Origin of the sequence: Endozoicomonas sp. (assembly GCF_051008435.1) — a bacterium.
GTDB lineage: Bacteria > Pseudomonadota > Gammaproteobacteria > Pseudomonadales > Endozoicomonadaceae > Endozoicomonas_A.
In genome coordinates this window covers 1-2,798 of sequence record NZ_JBPCXO010000553.1, presented here as the reverse complement: position 1 = coordinate 2,798, position 2,798 = coordinate 1, and the positions used below count along the sequence as shown (strand labels likewise).

General features: G+C 47.3%; 4 protein-coding genes. All 4 read right to left on the bottom strand.

Annotated elements, in window-relative coordinates:
- Positions 1-159 precede the first annotated feature (159 nt).
- Positions 160-447, bottom strand: coding sequence for a hypothetical protein (locus ACR2PX_RS28440; RefSeq protein WP_434002726.1), 288 nt, complete (start codon positions 445-447; stop codon positions 160-162).
- Positions 441-995, bottom strand: a complete 555-nt coding sequence (locus tag ACR2PX_RS28435; protein ID WP_434002725.1) for a hypothetical protein — start codon at positions 993-995, stop codon at positions 441-443. Before ACR2PX_RS28435 ends, ACR2PX_RS28440 begins: the two co-directional genes overlap by 7 nt.
- 212 nt (positions 996-1,207) lie before the next feature.
- The gene (locus tag ACR2PX_RS28430; protein ID WP_434002724.1) at positions 1,208-1,438 is read right to left on the bottom strand and encodes a hypothetical protein; all 231 of its coding nucleotides are present in this window, start codon (positions 1,436-1,438) and stop codon (positions 1,208-1,210) included.
- Positions 1,435-2,798, bottom strand: a 1,364-nt coding sequence (locus tag ACR2PX_RS28425; RefSeq protein ID WP_434002723.1) for an ankyrin repeat domain-containing protein, incomplete at its 5' end; no start/stop codon positions are given. The genes ACR2PX_RS28425 and ACR2PX_RS28430, both read right to left, overlap by 4 nt.

The following is a 2,798-nucleotide window of genomic DNA, read 5'->3' as shown; positions in this document are numbered from 1 at the left end:
TTTGCCATCATGCTCAAGGAATACTTCGACTTTTCCTTCAGTGACGGAGAGCTCTACGTTGGCAACATGCCATGGAGTTTCAATGCCAAGTATTTTGGAGTAGAGTTCTTTATCACGCATGTTGGCAACCTTGCCTTGAAGTGTTCAATATAGATTAAATCACCCACTAAGATTAGGGAAGAGCCCGTCTTTGTTGCCAAGCTTTCGGTAGCACTTTCTGAAATCAATAATCCGAGAGCCGTTTTTCTCAAACACAACGTCTGCCTTGGCCTGAAGCACCAGAGCCAGTAGGAAATAATTTTCAAAGTTCGCATCTCCTAACAGAATGTCGCCAGCACGCAAATGATAAAGCAACTTTCTGAGCAAGGCTTGTTCACCCGTTTCTTTGCCTTCATAGGGAGCCACCGCAAAGTCCAGTAGTGCACCACTGCCAAGACACGTCAGCACAAGGATTCTGAGAATAGGGAAACCAATCCCTTTTTTTGGGTGCTGAGCTGCGGGTATTCGCTTTGATTCTTCTCGGTATCTGGCATTAAAAGTGTTGAGCCGTCGGTGATCAGTACTCGGCGTTGATGCCAGAGATAGGATTCCGGTGAGGCATTGTCGAGATTATTGCCTGATGTACGGAGCAGTGTCTTTATTGATTCTTCCGTTAACCGCTGTCGTACTTTGCTATACGCACTGGTTCCGGTATTGGATGGCTTATTACCTCTAACGGCTTGGTCTCTCGCCTCATCAATGAGGGCATGTCGGCACGACTTGGTGTCGCTTGCAACCTGTCTCATGAACAAGGTTAAGGTTTTGATGGGAGGAAAGTCTCTGGCTCTGAAGCCAAGATAACTGGTCTGAAAAGCGTTGAGGTCGTCCGAGGTGAGGATCGCTGACAGTGGGCCATTATCAGTCTGGGCAAATTGGCGGAGACAATCATCAGCGAGTGACTGGAATTCAGGACTACACTTGGTCATGGCTTGCTCGGGGGAGTGTTTAGAGTTCATTGACTTTTATAGTCATTTTTCTTCTCGGGCAAGCCTTGGTATTTCAGGGGTTTTACCTTAAGTCAGTGCCATTGGGCTCAGACCTCCCACATTTTCATGCTTCGGGGTGGCTAAATCTCGGCCATGATTGATTAAAAAAGCGTCTCGCATTTTACCTTGTGGGCTTTGCAGTAATTATTGCTTGAATCCAGCACTACTTACTTTCGCTATTATTAGTGAGTCAGTTGATCAGCAATAGCTTTTATTTCTACTTCGGAGAACTCGAATTCTTCCCCTTCTTCCATAGCTATAATTTGAAGAAATATTCCATCCAATTCTGAATCCAGCTCAGAGCAGTACTCATGATAGATTTTATAAGCTTTTTTAGCTAGTCTTACTGCATCATAACCAGTATTAAGTTCTGATCTAATAGCTTGATTTAACAGCTGGGCTGCGGCTTTCATAGACCTAACTCCTTGGCAGTCGGTGGATAATGCTGAGACTCTATAATTTGCCCATCAATCGACTTGGGGTGCACACGTATTACATTACCTTCCTCGTTATAGTTCTCCATCCACTGTCGAACTTGATTTGTTTTTGGGTCGTACTCAGTGACAAAACATGCACCACGTGTTGGCCCTTTGGTTCGTGCTGGAACTTCTTTTGAATAATACCGAACTCTTCCATCAGATAATTGTTTGGTTCGGGCTGCTGTTTTTTGAGCCTTTTCCAGCCCCGATAGCTTTCCTTTTAAAGCAGAACGAGCATTTAAATTGTTTGCAATATTATTACCTTTAATTGAAGTCAGTCCCCGAACCTTAGTTACAGGCACAGCAACCGAAAATATCTTACCATAACCCGCCAGCTCATCCTTTGTCGCTTGATCCAAACTGTTCCACTTTTTGCTAACGACTCTTCCGGAGACTTTGTCCGAGTAGCCCACCATAGCGTCAATGGCTTGGTTGGTCGTTGCCAGACCGTTCAGAACCTGACGAGTCTCTTCGGGAAAGTGATCATAAGAAATTTTGACCAACCCCTGAGCAGTGCGTTCTATACCCTTGGAAACCGGGTCTTCGCCCCGACCAATGGCCACCACTGCCTTGCGGAATTCAAAGCTGCCGCTGTTGTGACCACAACCGGACTGACAGTACTGACCGGTAGCCACTGAGCCATGCTCTTGAACGGTTTCCCAATGGGTCTGATGAGGGTTTTCGGGAGCGGGTTGGCGGTCGACTGGCCAGTGTGACTGATATAAATGGAGCGCATCAGCCTCGCCTCCTGTCTGGAAGTCGATGGAGTGATCAGTAGCTTCGGTATTGTACGACCGAAGAAGCCTGACTATGTCCGAATGACCTCTTACCTGAGCCAGATCCAGTGTAGTCCTGCCGGGCTGGTTGAATACATTGGCGCTGCTTCGAAACCCAGGATTTTCACCTTCTTCCAGTAATTGTCTGGCACGGCTGATATTACCGTCCCGACTGGCCAGGTGCAGTCGGGTATAACCTTCTGAGTCCGTTGTGCCGGGAGGCACAGGGTAAAGATAGGCGAAGTCATCCAATAGAGCGCCCAGGGTGACATCATGGCTTTGAATCGTTCGTTGAGGCGTGTGTTCTGGGAAAACCTGACGCAGGCTCATCACCACAAAAGGATGGGCTGTTTTCAAGGCGTTCTTTTGTTGTATAAGTCCGTCGTCGCCCTGTTGAACCGTCAGCATTGTGCTGACTCCGCACTGGTAGTTAATGCTGTCGTTGTGAACCGTTACCCGACAACCTGGTCGGGTATATAAGGCATGGAAAAGATCGGCTGCCAGTTCGTCTGAATCCT